Genomic DNA, 25,474 nt, shown 5'->3' on the forward strand with positions numbered 1-25,474 from the left:
CCCAGGCTAAACCCAGACCAGACCAATCCCTCAACAACCCGCTTCCGCAGGCCGCCAGAACGCCGCCAACATATCCCTTCCATTCCATATTCTATTGTCAAAGAACGCTGCTTAGTCATCCACTCAACCCAGCAGGGCCAAAGAAACTAGCAGGTCCAAACCGCCAGGTCAAGAACCTCAGCCCCGGCGGTGAACAGCGATCTACACCCCACCCCTAACACCGTCAACACAGGAGTTTCACCAAAGAGGCCAAAAAACGCATCCCGGCACCTCCCGACCCGTCGCAAGGCGCAGGAAACCGGGCTTTTTCCCGATTTAAAAAAAATCGCGTCAATGACTCAGAACTCCCGAATCCCATCCCTGATTCGCCCTCGGCCCGTTTTATCCGTGAGATTCCAGGTCCGGCGCCCACTTCACGCTCGAGGAGAGTCGCGGGTCAGGCAATCAGCACTACCGTCCCCACTCCTCCATCCACCGACGATCGATCGGTGAAGACGGCGCATCGGCCCGTGAAAATGGCGGCGCCCTGGACGCCGATCAGACCGACGTCCTCCAGCAGGATGCACGACGCAAGCATGGAGCCTGGCTATCTTGGCGGCACCCCATCCGCCGGAATCGGGCAAAGCCGCTACGCCGATTCCGATCGGCTGAACGATTCGGCTGCCGACGGCACGAATCGATTCGAACGATGGGTGAGATGGGGAAATCGTCCCAATACGCCAGCAGCAGCATCTGCTGGACACCGTGGCGCACGACAGCACGCCACCTGGCGACATGCTCTCGTGCCCTTCCACGCATCGGATCGCCGGCCGACAGGCCGGGCAATCCCCTTCGTCAGCCCACCGGGGCTGTGAGCGCCTTGCTCTCCACCTTGTCGCCGACGACAATGCCCAGCTTCTCGGTCAGGCCGCCCTGCAATTCCAGCGTCGCGCGCGCAGGCCCATGGCTGCTGATCCGCGCCAGACTCTGCGGCACGGCATTTTCCGCAATCGCCGAAATCCGTCCATCCTCGCCGATGAAGACGATATCGAGCGACACCAGCGTATTTTCCATCCACATGTCGCTCTGCTGCGGATAGGGCCAGACGAACAGCATGCCCCGATCGGCGGGCACCGAGGTCCGGAACATCTCCCCGACACGCTGCTGGCGCGGGGTCGTGGCCAGTTCGACGGAGAAGACATGCTTCGTCCCGTTCGCACCGGTGATCGTCAGGTTCTCGCGCGGCAGTTCCGCCTGCGCCTTGGTCGGCGTGTCATCCCCGGCATCGGCCCGGGCAACCCCGACCATCTGCCCACCGGCCAGCGCCACCACCAGGCCGCACGCGGCGGCACACATGCGCATATCCCACATCATCCATTGCTCTCTTCTGTTTGTCGGCGACATCAGCGCAGGAACGGGTTGTTGCGCCGTTCGGCGCCGATCGTGGTCATGTCCCCATGGCCGGGCAGGATCGTCACCTCATCTCCCAGCGGCAGCAGACGATCGGTGATGGCCTGGATCAGTTGCGGACCATTGCCATAAGGAAAATCCGTGCGCCCCACCGATCCGCGAAACAGCGTATCCCCCACGAAGGCAAAGCCCGCCTTGGGGTCATGGAACACCACATGGCCGGGCGTATGGCCGGGAACATGCAGCACCGCGAGCCACCGGCCCAGCACCGGCACGGTTTCGCCATCGGTCACATAGCGGTCCACCGTCACGTTCCCCATGCCCGTCAGCCCGTACCGGGCCGCTTGCGCCGCAATATCGGACAGCAAGAACGCATCGCGCACATCGGGCCCGATGATCGGCACCGTTCCGCCCTGAAGGCGGACCAGTTCGCCGCGCAGCGCATCCGCCCCGCCTGCGTGATCCAGATGGCCGTGCGTCAGCAGGATGCAATCTACCGTCAGGTCGCGCGCCGCAAGCGCATGCAGCAGCACAGGAACGTCGCCGCCCGGATCGACCACCACCGCGTGGCGCGTGGCGGGATCCCACAGGATCGAACAATTCTGCCCGAAGGCGGTCACCGGCACGACAGCCAGTTCCAGCCCGGCCAGATCCGGAGCGGAAGACAACGACATAATGACAACTCCTAGCCTTACGCGCCGCGCGGCCAGGTCCAGGGCTGGTTTCCGACCCCTGGCCCGGACCAGGCGCCGGAGGTTTTCGTTGTGTACGAGCCGGCGGCCAGAGGAGCAAGACCGCCCTGCCCTGCGGCCGGCGCTGCTGGCCTGTCTATATCCGCACTGATAGAGTGCGCGCCATGATGTCGCAGCCCCTCCTTCACGATCCGCTGGACCTGGCCATCGCCTGGGCCGAGGACGGACAGCCGGCGGCCCTGGCCACCGTCATCGCAACCTGGGGCAGTTCCCCCCGCCCGCCCGGCAGCATGATGGCGGTCAGCGGCGGCGGCCGTATCGAAGGATCGGTCAGCGGCGGCTGCGTCGAGGCATCGGTCCTCGATGCCGCCGTGACCGCAATGCAGGACGGCCGGCCCAACGTGCTGTCCTATGGCGTGACCTCGGAACAGGCATGGGCGGTCGGCCTGGCCTGCGGCGGCGAGCTGGACGTACTGGTGCAAGCGGTCGGGCCGGGCGGCACCCTGCCCATGACCACGTTGCGCGCGGCGGTCGATCTGCGGCAACGGCGGAAACCGGCGCTGCTGGCCACCCGTCTGTCCGACATGCACCATGTGCTGATCACGCGCACGGCCGCAGACGATCTGGCAAGCGTCACCGGCGGCGCGATCGAACCGCGCCTGGTCCCGACGCTGGAGCAGGTGTTCCGCGACGGTCGTAGCCGCCGCGTCGCCGGCGCGGATGACGAATCCTGGTTCCTGCATCTGCTGACGGCACCCTATCGGCTGCTGATCGTCGGCGCGGTCCATATCGCGCAGGTCCTGGCACCCTTGGCGATGACGATGGGCTTCGCGGTGACCGTCATCGACCCCCGCACCCAACTGGCCACCCCGGAGCGTTTTCCCGGCATCACGCTGGTCACCGACTGGCCTGACGAGGCCCTGGAAACCCTCGCCATCGACACCCACACCGCGATCGTCACCCTGACCCACGACGCCAAGCTCGACGATCCAACCCTGCGGACGGCGCTGGACAGCCCCGCCTTCTATATAGGTGCGCTGGGGTCGCGCAAAACGCAGGCATCGCGGCTGGACCGGCTGGCAATGGACGGGATCGGCCCCGAACGAACGGCGCGGATCCACGGGCCGGTCGGGCTGGCCATCGGCGCGATCGGCGCGTCCGAGATCGCGCTGTCGATCCTGGCCGAAATCGTGGCGGTGCGCCGCGACGCGGCGCTGGGCCGCCACCCCGGCTGGACATGACCTCCCCGACGGCCCGCATCATCGCCCTGGTCCTGGCCGCTGGCCGCTCCTCGCGATCCGCCCCGCACCACAAGCTGCTGGCCACCGACGCCACCGGCACGCCGATGATCGCCCGCACCCTGCGCGCCCTCTGCGCCAGCAAGGTCGACCGCATCATGGTCGTGCTGGGCCACCGCGCGGCCGATCTGCGCGCCGCCATCGACGCCCACGCCCCCTATGCCCGCCCCCTGAGCACGACAATCGCGGCCGACCATGCGACTGGCCTGTCCGCCAGCCTGCGCGCCGGCCTGCACTCGATCGCGGGCCTCTCGCCCGAAGGCGTGCTGGTCTGCCTGGGCGACATGCCGAACCTGCGCCCCGACCTGATCGACCGCCTGGTCGCCCGTCATCGGCGCGACAATCCCCCCGTGACGATCCCCGTCCACGCCGGACGGCAGGGCCATCCCGTCCTGTGGGACCGGACGACGATCCCGCGATTGATGACCCTGGAAGGCGACCGGGGCGGCGGCGCGCTGATCCGCGCCCTCGGCACACAGGCCGCCACCGTGCCGGCCGACGAGACGATCCACGAGGATTTCGACACCCCAGCCCGACTGGAACGGTTCGCCGCGTCGGCACCGCCGCAGAGCGGTTGACCGGCCCCGGCCCCGTGTCGGAGAAGGGCAGGCGCGGCCCCGGTGGCCGCCAACATGAAGGACTGGCCCCAATGAGCAAGATCATCCGCACGGAACCGAACGCGATCCTGTCCAAGGTCGTGGAATATCACGGCTTCCTGTTTACTCAGGGTTTCGTCGCGCGCGACCTGACGGGCGACGTCTCCGCCCAGACGCGCGACATTCTGGAGCAGATCGACGAAGCGCTGGAACTGCACGGCACCGACAAGACCCGCCTGCTCCAGGCGCAGATCTGGCTGAAGGACATCGCCGACCGCGACGCCCTGAATGTCCTGTGGTCCGCCTGGCTGCCGAAGGACGGCGCCCCGGCTCGCGCCTGCGTCCAGGCCACGATGGCCAGCCCGGAGGTCCTGGTCGAGATCATGCTGATCTGCACCAAGTAAGCACCCGATCACCCGGGAACGGGGCCCGCCGGCCACAGTGGCTGTCGCTTTTATGCAACGGGCCCCGATTCCGATTCTTTCCCCGACCGCCTCGGACCTCCCGTCCGCCCCCTTCCCCGCAATTTCCATTTTCCATTGAAAAACCGTGGGCTGCGTTTTTCGATAAGGAATATATTCCTATTTTTCGAATTCAGCCTGCCCGTTTTCTGGAAATGTCATCGATGGCGCATGAGAAATGCGGCGGCGTCTTGTCAGGGTTGCAACGTCATTGCTACCCCTTGGTGGGCAACGACAGTGCGTATGAGGTCTTGTGGGATGCGGACAGGTGGCTTGGGACGTGCGTTCCTCTTTTCTGTAGCAGCGGCGTCCTTGGGCCTCGTCTTCTCTTCGAACGCCGACGCACGTCGGTCCGTTCGCCATGCCGCGCCTGCCACCCATACGGTCCATGCCGTGCAGAACGGGCACCATGTCGCCTTCCGTCACGCCAGGCATCATGAAACCGGCCATGTGATCCAGTGCGTGGCGTTCGCCAAGTCGGCGTCCGATGTCGTGCTGCGCGGCAATGCCGCCAACTGGTGGTACAATGCCGCCGGCGTCTATGCCCGTGGCGCAGCCCCCGAAGCCGGCAGCATCCTGAATTTCCGCGCCAACCGCCGCATGCCGCTGGGCCATGTCGCGGTCGTCCGCCAGATCGTCGACAGCCGCACCATCGTGATCGACCAGTCGCATTGGGCCCAGCGGGGCATCAGCCGCAACGTGGCCGTGATCGACGTCTCGCCCAACAACGACTGGACGGCGGTTCGCGTCGCACTGAACCAGAACGGCGCCTATGGCAGCATCTACCCGACCTACGGGTTCATCTATTCCCGTCCGGACAGCAGCGGCCGCATCATGACCGCCAGCAGCGAGCGTGCGGTGCCGCAGACCATCAACAGCGTCCCGAGCGACCTGCGCCACCCGATGCGGACCACCGAAGTGGCCGAGGCCCCCGAGAGCCTGCCCCGCGCCACCTACGGCCACGCCTTCCGCGAAGACGCCCCGAACCGCTCCATTCGCTGAGCACGTAGCGACCGCCTGAAAAATCGGCCTGCGCGAGCGAAAGCAACGCGCAGTCTCAGGGAACATCCCGGACAAGGGCGTTGCCCTTGACCCACCAAAGGGCAGTCCCCTCCGTTGGCATTCCATCGGTCGTTCCGGCCGACGGAACCTTGGCCAACGCCGCCCTTTGGAAACCCATTCGTTATCAAATGATTGGGGTGCAGGGCCTCAGGCCCTGCCGGGTCCAGGGCGGCGCCCTGGACATGCCTCACCCTAAAGGCAATCCGCTATCAGGCAGGGCGGCCCGCCCGATGGTAAGGATGCCCCGAAGCAATCGCTCGCGCCCGATAAAGCTGTTCGGCCAGCAGACCGCGCACCAGCATGTGCGGCCACGTCATGGGTCCCAGCGACAGCGTATCGTCGGCACGCGCCAGTACCGGCCCATCCAGCCCTTCCGCGCCCCCGATCAGAAAGCAGACTGGCCGCGACAGGCCCAGCCAGCGCTCGACATGTCGGGCGAAATCCAGGCTGGCATGCGCCCGCCCGCCTTCGTCCATCGCAATAACGAAGGCCCGGTCGGGCAGGGCGGCCAACAGGGCCCGCCCCTCACGCCGCTTGATTTCCGCGGCAGCGCCCCTGCCTTCGGCAACCTCGACCATATCCAGCCTGGGCGTCAGCCGCTCGGCATAACGCTGGAACAGGTCGCGCTCCACACGATCCTTCATGCGTCCGACAGCAATCAGCCGCATCATCGGATCGCGTCCTACCCGGCCTCCGGCGCCCCGCCGGGCGGCACGTCCAGATCGGCCCCCCACATGCGTTCCAGCCCGTACTGGGCGCGGGCATCGGTCTTGAACAGATGAACGACGATGTCGCCGGCATCGATCAGCACCCAGTCGGAGCCGTTCGCGCCCTCGATCAGCACCCGCTTCAGTCCCGCCTCGCCCAGCTTGCGCTCCAGATGCATGGCCATGGCCGAGATCTGCCGGTCGGCGATGCCGGTGGCGATCACCATCCGGTCGGCGAACGACGCGCGCCCCGTCAGGTCCAGCACCACGATATCCTCGCCCTTGTCGTCGGCGAGGCTCTCGGTGATGACCGACAGATATTTTTCCAGCTTGCTGATTTCCGCAGGCTCGCGGTTCACCGCCTTGCCGGGGCCGGCGACGGCCGCCTTCTTGCGCGGCGTGCCGGGCGCCCGCGCGGTCCCGGGCACGGCGGCCAGTCCGGCCGGAGTCTTCCTGCCGGTCGTGCCGGCTGTCTTCTTGGGTGCCGTGCGACGAGTGGTACCCGTATCGGCCGGAGGCTTCCTGGCGATGACTCTTACTCCTGCTGCATTCTGTGCGGGATCACCTTGCCGCGCCATCGCACTGTCCAACGCGGCGGCACGCAATTCCGTTGCTGATATACCGATCTGCGGGGCAGGAAGAAAGGCCCAGGCGCAAGGCACGCAATCGGCCAGGATCGGCGCCTCCCGCGCCGGCCGCCGCCAGCGGCTCAGCGCCAGCGCCGCCCGCCCCCGCAGCGCCGCCGGATTATAGGGCGGCCGGGGCAGCACCGCGAACGGAACCATCGAAACGATGCGCCGCCACCGCCGCCAGCGCGGCAATTCCGCCAGCCCGTCCGCCCCCATCAGCCAGACGAACTCCACATTGGGAAAGCGCAGCCGCAGCAACGCCAGCGTATCGACCGTATAGCGCGTGCCCAGATGCCGCTCGATATCGGTGGCAACGATGCGCCGCCCATCGACCCTGGCCGCCACCCCGGCCAGCCGGGCCGCAAGCGGCGCCATCCCCCTGGCGGGTTTCAGCGGATTGCCCGGCGACACCATCAGCCACACCTGGTCCAGCCGCAACAGCCGCAACGCCCGCTGCGCCAGTTGCAGATGGCCGACATGCACCGGATTGAACGATCCCCCGAGAAGACCGACCCGAATCCGGCGCCCGTCTCCCCATACCGGCAGCGATGTCACGGTCAGGGACGCTGCTGCCCCGTCCCGACGACTTCGTAGCGGAAGGTGGTCAACTGCTCCAGCCCGACCGGACCGCGCGCATGGAAGCGCCCGGTCGCAATACCGATTTCCGCCCCGAAGCCGAACTCCCCGCCATCGCAGAACTGGGTCGAGGCATTCCACATCACGACCGCACTGTCGGTACCGTTCAGGAAACGCGCGGCAATGTCGGCATCCTCGGTCACGATCGCCTCGGTATGCGCACTGCCGAACCGCGCGATATGGGCCAGCGCATCGTCCACGCCATCGACCACCGCGATGGACAGGATGGCATCCAGCCACTCGGTGCCGAAATCGGCCTCGCTGGCCGGCGGCAGATCCGGCAGGATCGCCCGCGCCCGCGCATCCGCCCTGAAGGCACACCCTTCCGCCGCCAGGTCGGCAACGATGCCCGGCAGCAACGCAGGCGCCACCGCGACATCGATCAGCAGCGTCTCGGTCGCCCCGCAGATCCCCGTCCGCCGCATCTTGGCATTGACCACCAGCCCCCGCGCCATGTCCGGATCGGCGGCTTCATGGACATAGGTATGGCAAAGCCCCTCGGCATGGGCCAGCACCGGCACCCGCGCCTCGCGCTGCACACGCTCGACCAGCGACTTGCCGCCACGGGGAATGATCAGGTCGATCAGCCCGGCAGCTCCCAGCATGTCCGCCACATGCCGCCGGTCGGCATCGGGCGCGATCTGCACCGCCTCTTCCGGCAGGCCGGCGGCACGCAGGCCCGCCGCCATCGCCCTATGGATCGCCCGCGCGCTGTGCAGGCTTTCCGACCCGCCGCGCAGGATCACCGCGTTGCCCGACTTGATGCACAGGCCCGCCGCATCGGCGCCCACATTGGGGCGGCTTTCATAGATCATGCCGATCACGCCGACCGGCGTCGCAACCCGGCTGATCCGCAATCCGTTGGGCCGGGTCCATTCCGCCAGCACCCGCCCGACCGGATCGGGCAGCTTCGCCACATCCTCCAGCCCCACCGCCATCGCCTCGACCCGCGCCGGCGTCAGGGTCAGCCGATCGCGGAACGCGGCAGTCGCGGTAGACACCTCAAGATCACGCGCATTCGCCGCCAGAATCTCATCCTGCCGCTCCCGCAGGGCGGCCGCAGCATGAAGCAGGGCAGCATTCCGAACGTCGGACGAACTCCGCGCCAGGATCCGGGCAGCCGCTCGGGCCCGCGCGGCCAGCTCCGGCATGGCCGGGACCCACTGGCCCTCTGCTTCCATGACGGACGTGACTGCGTTCATGACCGGCCTCCTTGCCTCGATAACGGGCCATTTTCGAACCGGGCGCCGGGCAAGGGCAAGGGGAGAAAAAGCCGGGCAGTCGTTTCTCGTTCTTTTTTGCAAAAAAGAACCAAAAAACTCTGATTCGTTCAGCAGCCTTGTGCTGGGGACACACGATGGCCCCGAACGAATCAAAACGTCTTTTTGCTTCTTTTTCTTCAGAAAAAGAAGAAGGACCGACTACCCTTACACATTGAAGCGGAACAGCAGGACATCCCCATCCTGCACCACATAATCACGCCCTTCGATCCGCAGCTTGCCGGCTTCCTTCGCACCGGCTTCACCCTGGTAGCGAACGTAATCCTCATAGGCGACGGTCTCGCAGGCAATGAAGCCGCGCTCGAAATCATTGTGGATCACGGCAGCGGCCTGCGGGGCACGCGTCCCGGCCGTGATCGTCCAGGCACGGGTTTCCTTCGGGCCGACCGTGAAATAGGTCCGCAGCCCCAGCAGCCCGTAACCGGCGGCGATCACCCGATCCAGCCCGCTATCGGCCAGCCCCAGCCCGTCGAGGAATTCCTTGCGGTCCTCGGCCCCCAACTGACTGACCTCCGCCTCGATCGCCGCCGAGACAATCACGGTGGCCGCACCCTCGGCATCGGCCCGGGCCCGCACACGGTCCGAGAACGCATTGCCGGTGGCCGCCGACGCCTCCTCGACATTGCAGACATACAGGACCGGCTTGCTGGTCATCAGCTGCAGGCGACGCACCGCTTCTTCCTGCCCGGCGGGAATCGCCTTCCGCGCCGGCTCTCCCTCGCGCAGGGCCGCGATCAGCGGCTCCATCAGCGCGACCTGGGCGGCGGCCTCGCGATCATTGCCCTTGGCCTTCTTCTGCAGGGCGACGATCCGCTTTTCCAGCGAATCCAGATCGGCCAGCATCAGTTCGGTCTCGATGATCTCGGCATCGCGGATCGGATCGACCGCCCCTTCGACATGCGTGATGTCGTCGTCCTCGAAACAGCGCAGGACGTGGATGATCGCATCGACCTCGCGAATATTGGCCAGGAACTGGTTGCCCAGCCCCTCCCCGCGCGAGGCACCGCGCACCAGCCCGGCAATATCGACGAATTCCAGGCTGGTCGGCAGGATCTTCTGCGACTTGCCGATCGCCGCCAGCGCCGCAAGGCGCGGATCGGGCACCGCCACCCGGCCGACATTCGGCTCGATGGTGCAGAACGGATAATTCGCGGCCTGGGCCGAAGCCGTTTCGGTCAGGGCGTTGAACAGGGTCGACTTGCCGACATTCGGCAGGCCCACGATACCGCAATTGAACCCCATCAGCCCTTCTCCCCGGCCAGCATGGCCATCCTGGTCATGAACAGTTCGGGCTTCCCGTCCGCAAGGACCGGCGCCGTGTCGGACAGGCCGTCGAGCATCGGCTCCAGCCAGTCCTGATCGCTTTTCGAGAAATCACCCAGGACGTGGCCCGTCACGCGCTCGCGCACGCCCGGATGGCCGATGCCGAGGCGTACCCGCCAATAATCCTGGCTGCCCAGCATCCTGTCCATCGACCGCAGGCCATTATGGCCCGCCGCCCCGCCGCCCCGCTTCACCCGCACCCGACCGGGTGCCAGGTCCAGCTCGTCATGGAAGGCGGTGATGGACTCGACTGGTATCTTGTAGAAGGCGGCCGCCTGCTGAACGCTCTCGCCCGAAAGGTTCATGTAGGTCATGGGCTTGAGCAGCAGCACCTTGTGCGTGCCCACCCGCCCCTCGGCCACCTCGCCGCGAAAGCGTTTCCGCCATGGCGTGAAGCCATGGCGGAGCGCGATGCGGTCGACGGCCATGAAACCGACATTGTGCCGATGCCGGCTCATCCCCGGCTCAGGATTACCGAGCCCGGTCCAGAGCAGCATTGCGTCTTTCCTGTCGTCTGGCCGTCCAGGCCGGTCTTACTTCTTCGCCGCGCCCTTCGCAGGGGCCGCCTTGGCCGGGGCCGCGGCTTCCGCCGGGGCCGGCGTGTCGTCGACGCTCGGCGCCGCGACGGTGGCGATGACGAAGTTCGGGATCTGCAGCAGCGGCGTCACATCCGCGGTGCCCTGCAGATCGTCCCAGCGCACGTTGTCGTGGATGTCGAGCTGCGACAGGTCGACCGTGAACGACGACGGAATGTTCGCCGGATCGACGCTGACTTCCACGCTGTGGCGGACGATGTTCAGCACGCCGCCGCGCTTGATGCCGGGCGACTTGTCTTCACCGGTGAAGATGATGCGCACGTCGACATGCACGCGCTCGCCGGCGGCCAGACGCTGGAAGTCGACATGGACGGGGTTGTCCGTCACCGGATGAAGCTGGACTTCACGCATCAGCGCGGGGGACGACACACCGTCGACGGTGACGTCGTACACGCGCGAACGCCAGCCGCCCTTGTGCATCTCGCGCACCACCAGACGGGGGTCCAGCGCGATCAGCGTCGGTTCCTGCTTCGCACCGTAGATAACGGCCGGCACCTGACCGGCACGCCTCGTCGCGCGCGCTGCCCCCTTACCAGCCTTCGCGCGCGAAGAAGCCTCGAGTTTCGTAAATTGGGTCACTGTACTGCTCCTGAAAACCTGTTCACGCAGGCCTCCAGGGGTGCCCGCGCGTGGGGGCGTGTAACGGAAAACCCGGACCGAGGCAAATATTTCGGCGCCGGCCGGCGTCCCTCAGCCCATCACGTCCAGACTCCACGCCGCCGAACCCCCGGCCGCATCCGGCACCGGCGGGCGAACCCACAGGGGCGTGGCATTGGGCAGGCGCACATTGGCCGGCAGGCCCATGGCGGATCGCAGGGCGCGGAACATCGCCCCATGACAGACGATCAGCACCGTCCCCTCGCCATCCAGCGCGCGGTTGACGGCCGCCACCGCCCGGGCCCGCAGCTCGGCAAACGGCTCGGCCCCGCTGGGCGTATAGTCTCCGGCGATCCAGCTATCGTACCAGTCGCCCATCGGCTGGCCTTCCTGGTCGCCGAAACAGACTTCCTGCAGCCCGTCATCCACCCCGACCGGCAGGGCTTCGCCCCCCGGTGCCGCCATCGCCCGCGCCACGATCTGCGCCGTACGCAGGGCACGGCACAGCGGCGAGGACACGATCCGCGCAACCGGCGCATAAGCGGCCTCGTCGCGGGCCAGCAGTGCACCGGCCGCCTCGGCCTGGGCGACGCCGCGCGCGTTCAGCGGAATGTCCGACCGCCCCTGCGAGCGCCCTTCGGCGTTCCAGTCCGTCTCGCCATGACGCAGATACCAGTACGGCCGGGCGATCAGCTGGGTCATGTCCAGGACTCCTGTCGGTTCATCCCTCCCCCGATAGGTCGTCCGCGCCCCCCCGGTCAATCCGGCACGCCAGGCCTCAGTCGAACAGCGAGGAAACCGAGCTTTCGTCCGACACCGCCCGCATGGCGCGCGACAGCAGGTTGGCGGTGCTGATCTGGCGGATATTCTCCGCCTTCGCCACGGCCTCGGTCGCGGCGATGCTGTCGGTCAGCGTCAGCATGCGGATGGGCGACTGCGCGATGCGCGACACCGCGCTGCCGGTCAGCACGCCATGGGTCACATAGGCCTCGACGGCCACCGCACCCTCGTTCATCAGCGCCACGGCGGCATTGCACAGCGACCCCCCGCTATCGACGATATCGTCGATCAGGATGCAGTAGCGGCCGCGCACATCGCCGATCACGTTCATCACCTCGGACACGCCGGCCCGCTCACGCCGCTTGTCGATGATCGCCAGGTCGACATTCAGCCGCTGCGCCAGCTGCCGGGCCCGCACCACGCCGCCGACATCGGGCGAGACGATCATCAGGTTCTCGAACCCGCCGGGAATCTCCAGCGGCGGCGCCGCATAGGGCAGCGAACCGGGATCGATCCGCCCCTTGATGTCGCGCGTGAACAGCGGCGCGGCATAGAGATTATCGACCGGAATATCGAAGAAACCCTGGATCTGCATCGCATGCAGGTCCATCGTCAGGATGCGGTTGGCCCCGGCCTCGACCAGCAGGTTGGCCACCAGCTTGGCGCTGATCGGCGTACGGGGGCCGGATTTGCGATCCTGCCGCGCATAGCCGAAATAGGGCATCACCGCCGTGACCCGACGCGCCGATCCGCGACGCAGCGCGTCGAGCATGATCAGCAGTTCCATCAGATTGTCGTTGGTCGGCGAGCAGGTGCTCTGGATGACGAACACATCCTCGCCGCGCACGTTCTCATGGATCTCGACGAACACTTCCATGTCCGCGAAGCGCCGGACCGAGACATTGCACAGCGGCATCCGCAATTCCGCCGCCACCTTCTCGGCCAGGGGCAGATTGCTGTTACAGGCGACGATCTTCATCTGGCAACGCTCCCGGACGGCGCACTCATGGCTGGCGCGCGGGTTCTAGCAATCGCGCCCCGTCCTGTCATCCGTCTCGCGTATCGATCACGCATGGCGGCCATGCCCCGAACGCCGGAACCGCTCTACCGTGGCACCTTCGCCACAGCAGGCGCCCCCGGAGGCACCGCGACAGGCGGCGGCAGCGGCACGTTGTCCCGCCCCGAATAGCGCGAGATCACCTGCCGGACGCCCGCCGCCGCCTCCTGCGCGGCGGCAAGCGCCACCTCCCCCCAGGGCCCGTCCAGCGAATGGGCATCGATATCATGCAACTGCGTGGCCGCCCCCGACTCCTTGCCCTGCGCATCCAACACCCGCCACACCAGTTGCAGATGCTGCTGCGGATGGCCGGTCCCCCCAGGAATGACCGCGCTGATGCTCACCGCGCAGGACACGGTAAAATCGGCCTCGCGCGGATGATCCTGGATCGCGTCCTCGGCATCGCGCAGCGACGCCACGAAGGCCTGGGCCAGCGCCACATCCCCATCCCCCGGCGCGCCCTTCACCCCGGAGAAATAGATCCGCGCCGCCCGATGCTTCAGGCTGTGCGGGTCCTGCGCCATCTGGTCGGCCTGAATGCCCGTCAGCGCGCCGGTAATCGGCACGGCAAGCTGGCGCGCCGACTGCAACAGCGCGTCCGCGTCGCCCGCAGCCCAGGCGGCGGCGGGCACCCCTACCCCCTCGCCGGAGCCCCGCACCCGGCCGGCCGGCGTCATGATGCTGTAGGTCGGAATCACCAGCCCGCCCCGCGTCTCCGCCCCCAGCCGCAGCCACCAGTCGCCGGGGCGCACCGGCTGGGCCATGGCCGGCACCGTCTGCTCCAGCAGGGCCGCCGCGATATCGCGGCTCCAGGTCCGCGCGGCCTCGTCGCCCAGCAGCGCCGCCGCCGGCAGCGGAATCGCCAGCCGCGCGGGCGGCGCATTACGGGCCAGCGAGCGCCCGGCCACCCCCGGATCGCGAAACGGATGCGGCACATCCAGACACCCGGACAACAGCAGCAGGCCGGCCGCCCCGGCCAGACCAGCAAGACGACGGACAAAAAGCGCGCGAATCATGCCGGACCTGTAGCACCAGAGGCCGCGATGACCGAAATCTGGTGCCCGATCGGCCCGCCCCCCGCCAGCGTCCGCCGCCGATGGCTGAAAAAGCGCGCCTCGTCGCCCAGCGTATCGACACCCAGCGCCACCGCCTGCCCGATCCCCGCACGCCGCAGCCGCGCCACGCAATAACCCGCCAGATCGAACTGGAAATGCTCCGGCCGCCGCCTGGCATGAAAGAACGCTTCCGCCGCCGGATCGGCCGCCAGGGCCTGGGCCCGCATATCCGCCCCCACCTCGTAACTGTCCCGCGCGATACAGGGCCCGACGACCGCCCGCACGGTGGACGCCGCCGCCCCCAGCCCGGCCATGGAGGCCAGCGTGGCCTCCAGCACGCCGCCGACCGCGCCGCGCCAGCCGGCATGCGCCGCCCCCACCACCCCGCCATCCGCCGAGGCAAACAGCACCGGCCCGCAATCGGCGGTGATCACACCCAGCGCCAGACCCGGCCGATCCGTCACCATCGCGTCGGCAGCCCCTCCCTGCCCGACCGGCCAGGGTGCCGTCACCGTCACCACCCCGTCGCCATGGACCTGGGTCACACCCAGCAGATGCTCCGGCACCACCCCGATGGCCCGCGCGACCCGCCGCCGGTTTTCCGCCAGCGCCGCCGGATCGTCGCCGGAGCGGGTCGAGCAGTTGAGGCTGGCATAAGGTCCCTGCGACACCCCGCCGCGCCGGGTAAAGAACCCATGCGGCACATCGTCCAGCAGCTCATGGCGCAGGATCGCATCGGGCGGAATCGTCCCCGTATCCTGCCCGGCATCGTCACGGCTCATGGCGTTCTCCCTCGTCGGCGGCCATCCCGGGCGCCGCGGCAAATCCGGGGGGCACAGGCAGGCCGGGCGACGTCATCGCCAGCGCCTTGAACAGGCGCCCCATCCGGTCGGGCGCCGCCAGCCGCTGGGCGGCATCGTGAATGGCATGGGCCTCGACCGGCGACCGGTTGCGGGCCAGTTGCCCGGCCCGCGCAAAGAGGCCCAGCCGGGCCAGCAACGTTCCCTGCGTCACGCTGCCATGGCAGGCAGCCCCCACCGCCGCATGGGCAAAGGCCGCGAAATCGACATGCGCCGTCAGGTCGGCCAGACCGGGATCGGCCAGCGGCCAGGCCGGCTGGCCGTCGCGCAGGGCCTGCAACGTGTCGCCCCACACCGCGCCGTCATATCCGTAGTCGATCAGCAGCGCCGTGCCGGGCGAACGGGCAAACCGCGCCGCCAGCCCCCGCGCCACGTCCAGCGCGGCGGGGCAGCATTCCAGGATTTCGCCCGCGGGCACGGGCCGGTCGAACGGCCCGTCGGGCAGGTCCCCGGCCGGCAGGTCCACAAATCCCACCCCTTGCACAAAGCGCTCGCTCCACCCGGCCTCGGTCCTGACGAACTGCCGGATCGGCAGCGCGTCGAGAAATTCATTGGCCAGCAGGATCATCGGCCCCTCGGGCAAGGCATCGATCGCGTCATGCCATGCCGGCAGATGCGCCGTCCGCCCCGCCAGCGCTGCACGCTGAACCTCGCGCAACCGGGGTGAGGTCTCGACCAGATGCACCCGCGCCGCTTCATGGCAATCGGGCGCAACCCGCGCCATCAGCCGCATCATGTCGGCCATCAGCGTGCCGCGCCCCGGCCCCGCCTCGGCCAGGACAAACGGGTCCGGACGGCCCATCCCCTGCCAAGTCACGGCAACCCAGGCCCCCAGGATCTCGCCGAACATCTGCGAGATCTCGGGCGCGGTGATGAAATCGGCAAACGGGTCGCGCCCGGCATAATAGGCCGCATTGGCCCGCGCCATGAACCGGTCCAGCCGTTCCGGTGCGGTGCCGCTCATGGCCGGTCGGCCCCGACCGCCCCCGCCTCGGCCGGCATCAGGACCGGGCGTGGCGGCCGCAACATCGCCTGCGCCATCAGCCCGGCGCCCGCGATCGCCATCGGAATGCACAGGATCTGCCCCATGGTGGTGCCGAACGGCAGGAAGCCGATAAAGGCGTCGGGCTCGCGAAAGAACTCGCAGAAGCTCCGCGCCACCGCATAGCCGAACAGGAACAGCCCGGCGAGGAACCCCGGCCGCTCCCGAATCCGGGCGCTGCGTCCCACCAGCCACATGACGGTAAACAGCACGGCGCCTTCCAGCAGCGCCTCGTACAGTTCGGAAGGATGGCGCGGTTCCGGCCCCGCCTGGGGAAAGACCATTGCCCAGGGCAGGTCGGCCGGCGCCGCACGCCCCCACAATTCCCCGTTGATGAAGTTCGCGACCCGCCCCAGCCCCAGCCCCATCGGCACCACGATGGTCACCCGGTCGGAAAAGGCCAGGAAACTCAGTCCATTGCGCCACGAAAACAGGGCCAGCGCCGCCACCACCCCCAGCGCGCCGCCATGGAACGACATCCCGCCATGCCATACCTGCAATGCGGCCAGCGGATGCTCCAGATAGATCTGGGGCTGATAGAACAGGATATAGCCCACCCGCCCCCCCAGCACGACGCCGAGCGTGGCCCAGGTCAGGAAGTCGTCGACCTGCTCGGGCGTCGCGGCACGCGGCGCCAGGCTGACCAGATGGCGCACCAGCCGCCAGCCGACCAGCAGCGCGGTGATATAGGCCATGGCATACCAGCGGATGGCCAGCGGCCCCACATGCACCATGACCGGATCGAATTGCGGAAAGATCAGTACAGGCAGCATGCGGCGTCCTTCGACGTCGGAGAGGGCAGAGACCGGGCGGGTATCACAGATACGCGTCGGCGGTGGCGAGATAATCGTGGACGTAGCGGCGCACCCCATCCTCCAGCGACGTGAAGGGCCTTGCGTACCCCGCCGCCCGCAGGCGCGTCATGTCCGCACAGGTATAGGATTGATAATGCCCGCGCAGGGCCTCGGGCATGTCGATGAACGCGACCTCCCGGGGCAGGCCCGCCGCATCGCAGACCGCGTGCGCCAAGTCCAGATAGGTCCGCGCAACGCCGGTGCCGCAGTTGAACAGGCCGCTGACATGCGGGTTGTCCAGCAGCCACAGCATGACGTTGACCACATCCCCCACCCAGATGAAGTCGCGCGCCTGCGCCCCGTCGGCCATCCCCGGCACGTCCGAGCGGAACAGCCGCGCCGGCTGCCCCCGACGCACCTCGTCGTACTTGACCTTCACGACCGACACCATGCCGCCCTTGTGGTACTCGTTGGGGCCGTAGACGTTGAAGAATTTCAGCCCCGCCCATTGCGCGGGGGCGGGCGCGCCCCCGGCGACCCAGCCCGCCACATGGCGGTCGAACACATGTTTCGACCAGCCGTACAGGTTCAGCGGCTGCAACGCGTCCAGCCCCGCCGGATCGTCGGAAAACTGCGCCGGCCGGTCGGCGGCCCCATAGGTCGCAGCCGAGGACGCATAGATGAACCGCGCGCCTTCCCGCGCGCACCATTCCCACAGCCGCGTCGACAGATCGACATTGGTCCGCCAGACCAGGTCGCCGTCCCGGGCGGTCGTCTCGCTGATCGCCCCCATATGCAGCACGGCCGACACATCGGGCCGGCCGTCCAGGAACGCATCCAGCGCCTCGGGGGCCACCAGCCGGTCCGGCGGATGGCGCGCCACGTTGCGCCATTTATCCGCGGTCCCCAGCCAGTCGACGATCACCGTCTCCTCGCCCCGCGCCCGCAACGCCGCCTGTAGACATGAGCCGATGAACCCGGCCCCACCGGTGATGATGATCATGCCCCTCCTATAATCCAGATCGCCCCAGCTTCGAAGAGCCTGGGCGTAAATGCGCGCAGGTGGCGATCCGCCGCCCGTTCCCTGTGCTCCGATGCTCTCGGCCATATAGGCCGCTCCGCTTCGGTGCTCGGGAACACACGCCGGGCGTGCCGCTGCGCGGCACTATCGCTCACCAGCCCACATTTCCGCCCAGGCTCTGCGGGGCACGCTGGCCACCCTGCCACCCCGGTTTCCGCATTGCCGGATGGCCTTGCGGCGCCGGACTGTCTATATGCAGCGCATGCGATCCCTTGGTCCGTGCCGCCCCGGCGGGTACTGGCGCAGACCCGGCACCGAACACAGGAGGACCCGCCATGGCCGACAAGCCACGCTTTTTTGATGATCTCGCCGGTGTCGCCGGCGGCGCGCTTTCGGCCCTGGCCGGCGTGCGCGAGGAAGTAGGCGCCATCGTCCGCGTGCGGGTCGACGAGGTCCTGTCGACGCTGAACCTGGTCCGGCGCGAGGAATTCGAGGTCGTACGCGAACTCGCCGCCCGCGCCCGCGCGGCGCAGGAGGAATCCGACGCCCGCCTGGCCGCCCTGGAAGCACGAGTCGCGACGCTGGAAGCCGTCATCGCCCCGGCCCAGCCCTTTCCCGCCCCGGAACCGCCGGGCGGCGCGTTCGGCAATTACGCCTGAACAATAAAATTTCCGTCCCAATGGGCCGCACGCATGCGCGTGCGCTTGCCAGCACGGCAAGACCGCCCATAGGGTTGGGGGTGGCCGCGTTCCCACCCGTGGCGGGAACGACACACGGCCCGTTTTGCAGACGTTCGGGGTCCGACGCGCGACGCCGGCCCCCTCCCTCCACGGCCTAGGGGAGTCCCACATGCCTGCCCTCTCCATCTCCTCTCCCAAGCACGACGCCAATCCGCTCGATCTGATGGAACAGATCGTCGGCGGATATGAATGGGCGTTCGAACGCCGCAATGATTCGGAAATGGCCGCCGAGGCCCCCGGGAAATGGTGCGACTACGGTCTGTATTTCTCCTGGTCGCGCGAAGTCAGCGCGATGCATTTCACCTGCACGTTCGACCTGAAGGTCCCCCCCCAGCAGCGCCGCGCCCTGTTCGAACTGGTGGCCCTGGCGAACGAGCGGCTGTGGATCGGTCATTTCGGAATGGACCTGGAAAGCGGCATGCCGCTGTTTCGTCACGCCGTCCTGCTGCGCGGCGCGCCGGGCGCGTCAATGGAAAGCCTGGAAGACATGATCGACATCGCCATCACCGAGTGCGAGCGCTTCTACCCCGCCTTCCAGTTCGTGCTGTGGGGCGGCAAGACCCCGACCGAGGCACTCGAGGCCGCCATGCTCGACTGCGCGGGCGAGGCGTGACCGGCGACAGGGCGCAAGCCGGCTCCCTCCCCCCCCTTCTGCTCGTCGGATGCGGGCAGATGGGCGGGGCCATGCTGACCGGCTGGCTGGCGGACGGGCTCGCCCCGTCCGTCATCCTCGACCGCCACCGCGACGATATCCCGGCCCCGCACCGCGTGGTCCGGCAGGCCTCCGACCTGCCGGACGATTTCGCTCCGGCGCTGGTCATCCTGGCGACGAAACCGCAGAAGGCGGCCGATATCCTGCCCTCCATCGCGCGTTTCGCCCGCCATGCGCCGGTTCTGTCGGTCATGGCGGGCAAGACGGTCGGCGGCCTGACCGCAGCCCTCGCGGCAGCCGGCACCCCGAGCGCCACCGTCATCCGCGCCATGCCCAACACCCCCAGCGCGGTCGGCCAGGGCATGACCGTCTGCTTTGCACCACCTTCCGCGACCGAGGCCGACCGGGCCCTGTGCACGCGCCTTCTCTCGGCGGTCGGCGACGTGGCCTGGGTGGATGACGAGGCACAGATCGACGCCGTCACCGCCGTCTCGGGCAGCGGCCCGGCCTATGTCTTCCTTCTGGCCGAACTGATGGAACAGGCCGGCATCGCCCAGGGCCTGCCCGCCGACCTGGCCCGGCGAATCGCCCGGCGCACCGTCTCGGGCGCCGGCGCGCTGATGGAACAGTCGGGCCTCGACGCGGCGGACCTCCGCCGCCGCGTCACCAGCCCCGGCGGCACCACCCAGCAGGCGCTGGATATCCTGATGGCCCCCCCGGCCTGGCCGGCAACGATGGAGCAGGCCGTCGCCGCCGCAGCCCGCCGCGCGCGCGAACTTGCATCCTGACCGATGAACTTGCACGCGGTTGCGCCGTAATTTAACCGCAATACAAACCAAGCCTTCCGGATCGGCCGGATCGGGCCACAGACCAGATGACCGTCAGAAAGCTTATGGATAACGATCAGTTCGACGATGCCCTGCTTCGCGCCGCCATGGAGCGTGCCGCACTTTACGGTTGGGGACGGCTGACCGTCGTCGACGCCGCGCGCGACGCCGGCGTTCCGCTGGACGAGGCCCGGCGCCGCTTTCCGGTCAAGACCGCCATCCTGCTGAAGCTGGGCCGCCTGGCCGACGAATCGGCCCTGGTCGATGACGGCAGCACCGGCGACGTGCGGGAACGGCTGTTCGACGTGCTGATGCGCCGCTTCGACGTCCTGCAGCAATATCGCGAGGGCGTGCGCGCGGTCATGCGCGCCCTGCCGTTCGACCCCGCGCTGGCCCTGTTCCTGGGCGCCACGACGGCAGAGAGCATGCGCTGGATGGCGGGCGCCGCCGGCCTCGACATCTCAGGCCCCCTCGGCGCCCTGCGCCTCCAGGGCCTGATCGGCGTCTGGGCCTACACGATGCGGGCGTGGAAACGCGACGACAGCGAGGACATGTCCCGCACCATGGCGGCCCTCGACCAGGCTCTGGACCGCGCCGGCCGCCTGGGCACGATGCTGACGCGGCGCGGCACCGCCACGCCGGAGGTCGAACAGGCCGTGGAGCCGATCGATCCGTCGATCGACCTGCCGCTCGACCCCCTGCCCGACCAACTCTGACCGCCCGGCACAGAACCCCCTTTACGCGGCCCCGTCCTTCCCTCTAGAAGGGCGTGGCCGACGCGATCCGGTCCAGTGGGGCGTAGCCAAGTGGTAAGGCAGCGGATTTTGATTCCGCCATTCGGAGGTTCGAGTCCTCCCGCCCCAGCCAGGCCGACAATCCGATGACACCGCTCCCCCTCGACAGAAGAGACGCGGGCCGACAGGCCATGCCGCCCCACCGGCGTCACGCACCCTTTTCATATTGATTTCGAAAAGAAGCACGGTAATAGAAGCACGGTAATGAAGATTTTCATTACCCGATCGCATCGTCATCCGACACGCACAGCCCATCCGCAACGGGCAGCCAGTGGCCCCGAATATCAGAATTTCGCGATCAGGAAGACAGGGGCCCGAGATTTCCGGCCTCGACCCTGACGGACCGAACGCACAGCCTTTTCCGGCACTGATAACGCGACAATCGCGTCGATACCGGCCATCCGAAGAACGGAAGCGGCACGCTCCCTCCGACCTAACAGAGAAAGCGGATCTTTCCACACCCGTCCCACGGGCGTGCGCCACGGCCGCCAGGCGGCCGTGGCAACGGGCGTGTCAGACCGCCTTCTTCAGGTTCGGACTGGCCTTGAAACGAACGGTCTTGCCGGCCTTCACCTTCACGGGCTCGCCGGTGCGGGGGTTCAGCGCCTTGCGCGCCTTGGTCTTCTTGACCGTGAACGTCCCGAAAGACGGCAGGGTGAAACCGCCTTCCTTCTTCAGTTCCTTGACGATCGCGGTGATCAGGTCGGACGCGGCCTGGTTGGCGGCGACCCCCGTGCAATCGATCGAATCCTGAATGACGGCTGCAATGAAGGCTTTGCTCATGTGTTCTCTCTTCTCCTGCCAGGTCCTGGAAATACAGTCGCGACGGGCCGGACCGCAGCGACGCTCCGAAACAGCGGTCGCGGCTTTTAGCGCGCTGTTAAATCTTATGCCACAAAATTCTTCGATGCATGGAGATTCTTGCTGACATGAACAGCGAAATAGCCACCCCTTCCCGAAACTGCCCGATTTCGCGGAAAACTGGACAAGCGGCGATAAAAGATAACGGACCCGCACCGCTTTTTGCCCGATGACCCGGCCCCGCATCACCTGCCTGTTCGCCCAGTACCATCCGGCAGGCCTGCTGCCCCCACATGTCCGCCATTACCTGGGCGAACTCGCCGCCAGCGGCATGACGGTCCATCTTGCGCTCTCGGGCGTCCGCACCCTGTCGTCCGACATCGCCCGCTTCTGCACCGCTCGCGGCATCGTTCCGCATCTGCGCCCCAATCGCGGCATGGATTTCGGGGCATGGCAGGATCTCCTGGCGGCCGGCTGCGCCCAGGGCGCCGATCGGGTCGTGCTTGCCAATGACAGCGTCTTCGGCCCGCTGCATCCGCTGGCCCCGATCCTGGAGCGGATGATGGCACGTCCCGCCGATGTCTGGGGCCTGGTCGAATCCCGCGCACCGGTCTGGCACCTGCAATCATGGTTCCTGTGCTTCGGCGCCGACGCGCTCGCCCACCCGGCGATCCGCCGCGTCCTGGCCCAGCCCTTTGCCGAGATGACCAAACAGGAAATCATCCTGCACGGCGAACTGGGCCTGGGGACTGCCATCCGCGCGGCTGGCCTGCGCGCCGCCGCGGCCTGGGCCGACACGGCACGGGGGCCGCGCCGCCTCGTTCCCGCCAACCCGATGCATGTCGACTGGCTGTCGATCGCGCGCTCGCCCGACACCCCCTTCATCAAGGTCGAACTCCTGCGCGACAATCCATGCGGAATCGGCTGGACCGGAGCGTGGCGCGATCTGCTGGCGACGCGCGATCATTTTCCGGCCGCGTGGATCGACGACGCCTTGCGCGGCCGGCCCGCAGGCACCTGCGTGGCCGGATGGAAGAGCCGCCTGCTGTTCCTGCTGATCAGCCGCGACCGGCCGGCAATCCTGCGGGCCATGACCCGGCGACGCCCTGCAACAGTTCCAGCAATGTCGCCGCCTGCTGTTGCCAGGTAACAAGCTGGCTCTTGCAGGGATTGACATGGCCCACCAGCCGGTCCGGCCGGTCCAGAAGCGCCGTCACGGCCGCCACCAGTTCCCCCGGCTCGGCCGCCAGCCCGATCAGCGTGCCGTTCACGCCCGCCACGATATCCTCCGCCTGCCCGCCCGGCGCCGACGCAATCACCCACACATCGCGGGCCAGGGCCTCGCGCACCGTCAGGCCATAGCTCTCGGGCCAGCCGGACGGAAACAGCAAGATGTCGATCGAATCGAAAAAGGCATCGATCGTGCGGTAATCATAGGCCGGCACCACCTCGACCGTGCCCCGCGTCCGCCAGTCGCCGACATCGATCGTCTTCATGCCCAGCATTGTCTTGTTGTCGACCAGCCGCAGACTCCAGTCCCCCCGCTCTAGCGCCTCGAACGCCGCACGCACCAGCGGATAGCCCTTCACCGCCTCCACACCTCCGACATAACCGAAGCGCAACGGCACCCCCTCCGGGCGGCGCGCCCGGCGCGTGACAGGCCAGCGAAACCCGTTGCGATGCACAACGATCCGCGCCGGATCGACACCATTGGCCAGATGCAGATCGCGATGCGCGACGCTCGGACTGAGCAGCAGCGCCGCATCGCGCAGCGCGGCCCCCGCCAGCACCGCGCGATCCTCCAGATGGCGCGCCTCGGGGCAGCAGCGCCGGCAGGCCCGCAGGTCGATCCGCTTCTGCCCGCAGAAACGCCCATCCCTGCGCACCATGAACTGCCGCTCGCACACCCACCACGCATCATGCAGCGTGATGACATAGGGGATGCCCCGCGCCCTGCACACGTCGACCAGCCCCACCCCGAGCCCCTGCGTCGCATGCAGATGCACCACATCGGGACGAAACGCCGCCACATGCTGTTCGAACAGTACCGTGGCGGCAGGATGATGAAACATTATGATCGGGTCGGCCGTGGCAGGCAGATCGACCGCCACCACGGGCACGCCGCCATGGGTATAGCGCATCGCGGCGGCCGGCCGGTCCGGATCGTGTGCGTCCCCCGGGCGCGTGGTAAAGACCGACAGCTCGGCCCGCCCGCTGGCCCGCAACCGCTCGACCATCTCCACGGCGACATGCGTGGCCCCACCGAAAGCCCTTGGCGGGTAATAGACATTCACGCACAGGACCCTCAGCCGCCCATCCCGCACGACGGGCGGCGGCGCACCGAACACCGCCCGCACCTGCGTCTCGGCCACCAGCGCGGGGGCATAGCGCACCGCGACATCGGCGCGCGCGCGCTCCCCCATGGCGCGCCGCAGCGCCCCATCCGCCGCCAGGACCAGCAACGCGCGCGTCCACGCCGCGTCGGTCGCGGCCAACAACCCGGTCTGCCCATCGACGATCACATCGGCAAACGCCCGCCGGGGCGAACAGACCAGCGGCACACCCACGGCAGCCGCTTCCAGATATTTGATATTGCTCTTGGCATCATTGAAGACGCTGTCTTCCAGCGGCGCAATCGCAATATCTGCCCGCGCCATCAACGCCAGATATTCCGCATAGGGCCGGCCGGGCAGAACCACCACCCGCTCTCCCATCGCAAGCAGGCAAGGAGGTAATGCCAGCTCTCCCACAATCCACAGGACCAGCCGCGCATCTTCCGCCATCGCCGCAACCAGCCCAGGCGCCGCCATCAGAAAATCGGCATCATGCGTGCGCGTCCCCGACCCGTAGATCACGATGACGGGCGCTCCCTCATCGTCGACACGCGGCGACCGGGACGCAAGAACAGCTCCCGCCGCATCCAGCGTTTCCGCATCCAGCGCATTGTCGATCACCGCGACGTCCGCCACGCCGGCATCCCGCATCGCCTGTGCCAGGACGGGCGTGGACGCAATGCCTCGGCCACACCCCAGCATGCAGGCACGAAACAACCCTGCCCCGAACAGCAGCCGCCCGCGCTCCTGCTTCGACAGCATCGCAAGATTGCCGTTCCGGGCATAAAGATCCCGATCGAAGATCAGGTCGTCGACTTCCCACCAGCTCGGAACGGCCAGCCGGCGCACCTCGTCCAGCATCCCCTGCACCGATGCAAAGGCCGGCACGCGATAGAACACCACGCCGGTACAGAATTGCAGCGCACCAAGCGCCTCTTCCGTATGGCGCCAATCCACCACCCGGCAGTCCCAGCCCAGCATCCGCATCTGCTCGACCCGCTGCCAGACACGATATTTCGCACATTGGGACAGGCTGAGTTCCGCAATGACCAGGATCATGGGCGTCCAGCCGGCCGGCGCTACCGGCAGGGCCTCGTCGCCCCCCCGCGCCCCACCTGGAGAGGCAATCTCCCCACGCGGAAAAACAGCCCGCCCGACATAGGCCAGGGCCGGCCCAACTCCGTCACGCCCGATCCTGGCCCACAGGCGCACCGTCGCTTCCGTCAACGGCCGGCCGAACGGATCGCGCCCCCGCATCACCGCACGGACCATCCGCGCCACACGCAGAAAACGACCGGACAGCGCCCGGTCCTGCACCGCCATCAGGTGGCGCAACTGGTCCAGTTCCGCCCGCAGATCCGCCGCGCGCGCGGCCTGCAACCGCACCCCGGCCTGCTCGAGGGCAGTGTCGCCGGAAAAAGGCAGGCCGGAGGCGGAACCGTCCATGCGCCG

General features: G+C 67.9%; 27 protein-coding genes, 1 tRNA gene and 1 pseudogene. 10 read left to right on the top strand and 19 right to left on the bottom strand.

Annotation, left to right across the window (positions count from 1 at the left end):
* Window positions 1–436 precede the first annotated feature (436 nt).
* The 3 genes from HLH27_RS11955 to HLH27_RS11965 form a co-directional block, all read right to left on the bottom strand.
* On the bottom strand, window positions 437–577 hold the full coding sequence (locus HLH27_RS11955; protein ID WP_182950275.1) for a hypothetical protein: 141 nt from the start codon (window positions 575–577) through the stop codon (window positions 437–439).
* A 257-nt stretch (window positions 578–834) separates the two neighbouring features.
* The gene (locus tag HLH27_RS11960; RefSeq protein WP_408870847.1) at window positions 835–1,335 is read right to left on the bottom strand and encodes a DUF192 domain-containing protein; all 501 of its coding nucleotides are present in this window, start codon (window positions 1,333–1,335) and stop codon (window positions 835–837) included.
* Window positions 1,336–1,382: 47 nt separating this feature from the next.
* Window positions 1,383–2,063, bottom strand: a complete 681-nt coding sequence (locus HLH27_RS11965) for an MBL fold metallo-hydrolase (protein WP_182950276.1) — start codon at window positions 2,061–2,063, stop codon at window positions 1,383–1,385.
* A 182-nt stretch (window positions 2,064–2,245) separates the two neighbouring features.
* Between HLH27_RS11965 and HLH27_RS11970 the strand changes: the two genes are divergently transcribed.
* The 4 genes from HLH27_RS11970 to HLH27_RS11985 all read left to right on the top strand — a co-directional run bounded on the left by HLH27_RS11970 (window position 2,246) and on the right by HLH27_RS11985 (window position 5,438).
* Complete coding sequence (locus tag HLH27_RS11970) at window positions 2,246–3,322, top strand: XdhC family protein (RefSeq protein WP_408870842.1); 1,077 nt, start codon at window positions 2,246–2,248, stop codon at window positions 3,320–3,322.
* The gene (locus HLH27_RS11975) at window positions 3,319–3,957 is read left to right on the top strand and encodes a nucleotidyltransferase family protein (RefSeq protein WP_182950277.1); all 639 of its coding nucleotides are present in this window, start codon (window positions 3,319–3,321) and stop codon (window positions 3,955–3,957) included. Before HLH27_RS11970 ends, HLH27_RS11975 begins: the two co-directional genes overlap by 4 nt.
* 71 nt (window positions 3,958–4,028) lie before the next feature.
* Window positions 4,029–4,379 (top strand): RidA family protein, encoded by a 351-nt coding sequence (locus HLH27_RS11980; protein ID WP_182950278.1) that lies wholly within the window; start codon window positions 4,029–4,031, stop codon window positions 4,377–4,379.
* A 315-nt stretch (window positions 4,380–4,694) separates the two neighbouring features.
* Complete coding sequence (locus HLH27_RS11985) at window positions 4,695–5,438, top strand: CHAP domain-containing protein (RefSeq protein WP_182950279.1); 744 nt, start codon at window positions 4,695–4,697, stop codon at window positions 5,436–5,438.
* A 269-nt stretch (window positions 5,439–5,707) separates the two neighbouring features.
* Here HLH27_RS11985 and HLH27_RS11990 read toward each other — a convergent pair whose 3' ends face one another.
* The 14 genes and pseudogenes from HLH27_RS11990 to rfaD form a co-directional block, all read right to left on the bottom strand.
* The gene (locus HLH27_RS11990; RefSeq protein WP_182950409.1) at window positions 5,708–6,166 is read right to left on the bottom strand and encodes a 23S rRNA (pseudouridine(1915)-N(3))-methyltransferase RlmH; all 459 of its coding nucleotides are present in this window, start codon (window positions 6,164–6,166) and stop codon (window positions 5,708–5,710) included.
* Window positions 6,167–6,180: 14 nt separating this feature from the next.
* The gene (gene rsfS, locus HLH27_RS11995; RefSeq protein ID WP_338029902.1) at window positions 6,181–6,633 is read right to left on the bottom strand and encodes a ribosome silencing factor; all 453 of its coding nucleotides are present in this window, start codon (window positions 6,631–6,633) and stop codon (window positions 6,181–6,183) included.
* 138 nt (window positions 6,634–6,771) lie between these two features.
* Window positions 6,772–7,389: pseudogene (locus tag HLH27_RS12000) on the bottom strand (nicotinate-nucleotide adenylyltransferase); the annotation flags it as partial.
* 2 nt (window positions 7,390–7,391) lie between these two features.
* Entirely contained in the window at window positions 7,392–8,651 is a 1,260-nt protein-coding gene (locus HLH27_RS12005) for a glutamate-5-semialdehyde dehydrogenase (RefSeq protein ID WP_408870848.1), read from the bottom strand.
* A gap of 246 nt (window positions 8,652–8,897) precedes the next feature.
* Window positions 8,898–9,992 carry a redox-regulated ATPase YchF gene (gene ychF, locus HLH27_RS12010; protein WP_182950281.1) on the bottom strand — a complete coding sequence of 365 codons (1,095 nt, stop codon included), beginning with the start codon at window positions 9,990–9,992 and terminating at the stop codon, window positions 8,898–8,900.
* On the bottom strand, window positions 9,992–10,570 hold the full coding sequence (gene pth / locus HLH27_RS12015; protein WP_182950282.1) for an aminoacyl-tRNA hydrolase: 579 nt from the start codon (window positions 10,568–10,570) through the stop codon (window positions 9,992–9,994). The genes ychF and pth overlap by 1 nt, the downstream gene beginning before the upstream one ends.
* Before the next feature lie 36 nt (window positions 10,571–10,606).
* Window positions 10,607–11,248: a 50S ribosomal protein L25/general stress protein Ctc gene (locus HLH27_RS12020; protein ID WP_182950283.1), complete on the bottom strand. Its 642-nt coding sequence runs from the start codon at window positions 11,246–11,248 to the stop codon at window positions 10,607–10,609.
* Window positions 11,249–11,359: 111 nt separating this feature from the next.
* The gene (locus tag HLH27_RS12025) at window positions 11,360–11,968 is read right to left on the bottom strand and encodes a histidine phosphatase family protein (RefSeq protein WP_182950284.1); all 609 of its coding nucleotides are present in this window, start codon (window positions 11,966–11,968) and stop codon (window positions 11,360–11,362) included.
* 76 nt (window positions 11,969–12,044) lie between these two features.
* Window positions 12,045–13,025 (bottom strand): ribose-phosphate pyrophosphokinase, encoded by a 981-nt coding sequence (locus HLH27_RS12030; protein WP_182950285.1) that lies wholly within the window; start codon window positions 13,023–13,025, stop codon window positions 12,045–12,047.
* Window positions 13,026–13,150: 125 nt separating this feature from the next.
* On the bottom strand, window positions 13,151–14,119 hold the full coding sequence (locus tag HLH27_RS12035; protein ID WP_182950286.1) for a hypothetical protein: 969 nt from the start codon (window positions 14,117–14,119) through the stop codon (window positions 13,151–13,153).
* Complete coding sequence (gene pgeF / locus HLH27_RS12040) at window positions 14,116–14,940, bottom strand: peptidoglycan editing factor PgeF (RefSeq protein ID WP_182950287.1); 825 nt, start codon at window positions 14,938–14,940, stop codon at window positions 14,116–14,118. Before pgeF ends, HLH27_RS12035 begins: the two co-directional genes overlap by 4 nt.
* On the bottom strand, window positions 14,930–15,982 hold the full coding sequence (locus tag HLH27_RS12045) for a class I SAM-dependent methyltransferase (RefSeq protein ID WP_182950288.1): 1,053 nt from the start codon (window positions 15,980–15,982) through the stop codon (window positions 14,930–14,932). Before HLH27_RS12045 ends, pgeF begins: the two co-directional genes overlap by 11 nt.
* The gene (gene lgt / locus HLH27_RS12050) at window positions 15,979–16,833 is read right to left on the bottom strand and encodes a prolipoprotein diacylglyceryl transferase (protein ID WP_182950289.1); all 855 of its coding nucleotides are present in this window, start codon (window positions 16,831–16,833) and stop codon (window positions 15,979–15,981) included. The genes HLH27_RS12045 and lgt overlap by 4 nt, the downstream gene beginning before the upstream one ends.
* A gap of 43 nt (window positions 16,834–16,876) precedes the next feature.
* Entirely contained in the window at window positions 16,877–17,857 is a 981-nt protein-coding gene (gene rfaD / locus HLH27_RS12055) for an ADP-glyceromanno-heptose 6-epimerase (protein ID WP_182950290.1), read from the bottom strand.
* 353 nt (window positions 17,858–18,210) lie between these two features.
* On the opposite strand from rfaD, the gene HLH27_RS12060 reads away from it, so the two are divergent.
* From HLH27_RS12060 to HLH27_RS12080, 5 genes are all read left to right on the top strand, one after another.
* Window positions 18,211–18,534, top strand: a complete 324-nt coding sequence (locus HLH27_RS12060; RefSeq protein ID WP_182950291.1) for an accessory factor UbiK family protein — start codon at window positions 18,211–18,213, stop codon at window positions 18,532–18,534.
* A gap of 190 nt (window positions 18,535–18,724) precedes the next feature.
* Entirely contained in the window at window positions 18,725–19,228 is a 504-nt protein-coding gene (locus HLH27_RS12065; RefSeq protein ID WP_182950292.1) for a type III secretion system chaperone family protein, read from the top strand.
* A 38-nt stretch (window positions 19,229–19,266) separates the two neighbouring features.
* A complete protein-coding gene (gene proC / locus HLH27_RS12070; RefSeq protein WP_275943912.1) occupies window positions 19,267–20,055 on the top strand; it encodes a pyrroline-5-carboxylate reductase in 789 nt (262 codons plus the stop codon).
* A 104-nt stretch (window positions 20,056–20,159) separates the two neighbouring features.
* Complete coding sequence (locus HLH27_RS12075; RefSeq protein ID WP_246375858.1) at window positions 20,160–20,810, top strand: TetR family transcriptional regulator; 651 nt, start codon at window positions 20,160–20,162, stop codon at window positions 20,808–20,810.
* Between the two features lie 76 nt (window positions 20,811–20,886).
* Window positions 20,887–20,961, top strand: a tRNA-Gln gene (locus HLH27_RS12080).
* A gap of 440 nt (window positions 20,962–21,401) precedes the next feature.
* Here the strand turns inward: HLH27_RS12080 and HLH27_RS12085 are convergent.
* A complete protein-coding gene (locus HLH27_RS12085; RefSeq protein ID WP_182950294.1) occupies window positions 21,402–21,671 on the bottom strand; it encodes an HU family DNA-binding protein in 270 nt (89 codons plus the stop codon).
* A 247-nt stretch (window positions 21,672–21,918) separates the two neighbouring features.
* On the opposite strand from HLH27_RS12085, the gene HLH27_RS12090 reads away from it, so the two are divergent.
* Window positions 21,919–22,839, top strand: coding sequence for a rhamnan synthesis F family protein (locus HLH27_RS12090; protein WP_182950295.1), 921 nt, complete (start codon window positions 21,919–21,921; stop codon window positions 22,837–22,839).
* On the opposite strand, the gene HLH27_RS12095 is transcribed toward HLH27_RS12090, so the two are convergent.
* Window positions 22,748–25,468 carry a glycosyltransferase gene (locus tag HLH27_RS12095; protein WP_182950296.1) on the bottom strand — a complete coding sequence of 907 codons (2,721 nt, stop codon included), beginning with the start codon at window positions 25,466–25,468 and terminating at the stop codon, window positions 22,748–22,750. The two genes, HLH27_RS12090 and HLH27_RS12095, sit on opposite strands and share 92 nt — an antisense overlap.
* Window positions 25,469–25,474: the final 6 nt, after the last annotated feature.

This window comes from Gluconacetobacter takamatsuzukensis (genome assembly GCF_014174275.1).
GTDB lineage: Bacteria > Pseudomonadota > Alphaproteobacteria > Acetobacterales > Acetobacteraceae > Gluconacetobacter > Gluconacetobacter takamatsuzukensis.

Bases quoted from the DNA above. Each gene is read 5' to 3' on its own strand.
- HLH27_RS11960 (WP_408870847.1), bottom strand. From the start codon at position 1,335: ATGTGTGCCGCCGCGTGCGGCCTGGTGGTGGCGCTGGCCGGTGGGCAG.
- HLH27_RS12045 (WP_182950288.1), bottom strand. From the start codon at position 15,982: ATGAGCGGCACCGCACCGGAACGGCTGGACCGGTTCATGGCGCGGGCC.
- ychF (WP_182950281.1), bottom strand. From the start codon at position 9,992: ATGGGGTTCAATTGCGGTATCGTGGGCCTGCCGAATGTCGGCAAGTCG.
- HLH27_RS12075 (WP_246375858.1), top strand. From the start codon at position 20,160: ATGGATAACGATCAGTTCGACGATGCCCTGCTTCGCGCCGCCATGGAG.
- HLH27_RS11990 (WP_182950409.1), bottom strand. From the start codon at position 6,166: ATGCGGCTGATTGCTGTCGGACGCATGAAGGATCGTGTGGAGCGCGAC.
- HLH27_RS12035 (WP_182950286.1), bottom strand. From the start codon at position 14,119: ATGATTCGCGCGCTTTTTGTCCGTCGTCTTGCTGGTCTGGCCGGGGCG.
- HLH27_RS11970 (WP_408870842.1), top strand. From the start codon at position 2,246: ATGATGTCGCAGCCCCTCCTTCACGATCCGCTGGACCTGGCCATCGCC.
- HLH27_RS11980 (WP_182950278.1), top strand. From the start codon at position 4,029: ATGAGCAAGATCATCCGCACGGAACCGAACGCGATCCTGTCCAAGGTC.
- HLH27_RS11965 (WP_182950276.1), bottom strand. From the start codon at position 2,063: ATGTCGTTGTCTTCCGCTCCGGATCTGGCCGGGCTGGAACTGGCTGTC.
- rfaD (WP_182950290.1), bottom strand. From the start codon at position 17,857: ATGATCATCATCACCGGTGGGGCCGGGTTCATCGGCTCATGTCTACAG.
- lgt (WP_182950289.1), bottom strand. From the start codon at position 16,833: ATGCTGCCTGTACTGATCTTTCCGCAATTCGATCCGGTCATGGTGCAT.
- HLH27_RS12005 (WP_408870848.1), bottom strand. From the start codon at position 8,651: ATGGAAGCAGAGGGCCAGTGGGTCCCGGCCATGCCGGAGCTGGCCGCG.
- pgeF (WP_182950287.1), bottom strand. From the start codon at position 14,940: ATGAGCCGTGACGATGCCGGGCAGGATACGGGGACGATTCCGCCCGAT.
- HLH27_RS11955 (WP_182950275.1), bottom strand. From the start codon at position 577: ATGCTTGCGTCGTGCATCCTGCTGGAGGACGTCGGTCTGATCGGCGTC.
- HLH27_RS12030 (WP_182950285.1), bottom strand. From the start codon at position 13,025: ATGAAGATCGTCGCCTGTAACAGCAATCTGCCCCTGGCCGAGAAGGTG.
- HLH27_RS12065 (WP_182950292.1), top strand. From the start codon at position 18,725: ATGCCTGCCCTCTCCATCTCCTCTCCCAAGCACGACGCCAATCCGCTC.
- HLH27_RS12025 (WP_182950284.1), bottom strand. From the start codon at position 11,968: ATGACCCAGCTGATCGCCCGGCCGTACTGGTATCTGCGTCATGGCGAG.
- HLH27_RS12060 (WP_182950291.1), top strand. From the start codon at position 18,211: ATGGCCGACAAGCCACGCTTTTTTGATGATCTCGCCGGTGTCGCCGGC.
- HLH27_RS11975 (WP_182950277.1), top strand. From the start codon at position 3,319: ATGACCTCCCCGACGGCCCGCATCATCGCCCTGGTCCTGGCCGCTGGC.
- pth (WP_182950282.1), bottom strand. From the start codon at position 10,570: ATGCTGCTCTGGACCGGGCTCGGTAATCCTGAGCCGGGGATGAGCCGG.
- HLH27_RS11985 (WP_182950279.1), top strand. From the start codon at position 4,695: ATGCGGACAGGTGGCTTGGGACGTGCGTTCCTCTTTTCTGTAGCAGCG.
- HLH27_RS12085 (WP_182950294.1), bottom strand. From the start codon at position 21,671: ATGAGCAAAGCCTTCATTGCAGCCGTCATTCAGGATTCGATCGATTGC.
- HLH27_RS12090 (WP_182950295.1), top strand. From the start codon at position 21,919: ATGACCCGGCCCCGCATCACCTGCCTGTTCGCCCAGTACCATCCGGCA.
- HLH27_RS12095 (WP_182950296.1), bottom strand. From the start codon at position 25,468: ATGGACGGTTCCGCCTCCGGCCTGCCTTTTTCCGGCGACACTGCCCTC.